The organism is Pseudoalteromonas sp. Angola-30, from assembly GCF_028599215.1.
In the GTDB taxonomy this organism is placed as follows: Bacteria; Pseudomonadota; Gammaproteobacteria; order Enterobacterales; family Alteromonadaceae; genus Pseudoalteromonas; species Pseudoalteromonas atlantica.
The window spans coordinates 1-262 of sequence record NZ_JAQREI010000088.1 but is presented as its reverse complement, the minus strand read 5'-3'; the positions used below and the strand labels follow the sequence as shown (position 1 = coordinate 262).

The 262-nt window shown below is 53.1% G+C and carries 1 pseudogene; it reads right to left on the bottom strand.

The annotated features are described in order from the left end of the window. Positions 1-262, bottom strand: a pseudogene (locus tag PSH54_RS20720) (retention module-containing protein); the annotation flags it as partial.

The following is a 262-nucleotide window of genomic DNA, read 5'->3' as shown; positions in this document are numbered from 1 at the left end:
CGGTTTGTACATCAATAGTTTGTACGGCATTGGCTGCATCGGTAAAGGTTATCGTAACGGTGCTGTTTGGTGCATCACTGGTGCCCGTAACTGTTGGCGAGCTGTCGTTGGTGAGCGCTGGTGCATCCACACTCACACTTGGCGCGGTGGTATCGATGTTACCGCTGCCGGTGATATCAGTGCTGTTACCTGCATCATCGCTAATGCTGGCCTCAATGCTGTACGGTCCTTCTGCAAGTGCCGTCGGTACTTCCACTGAGAA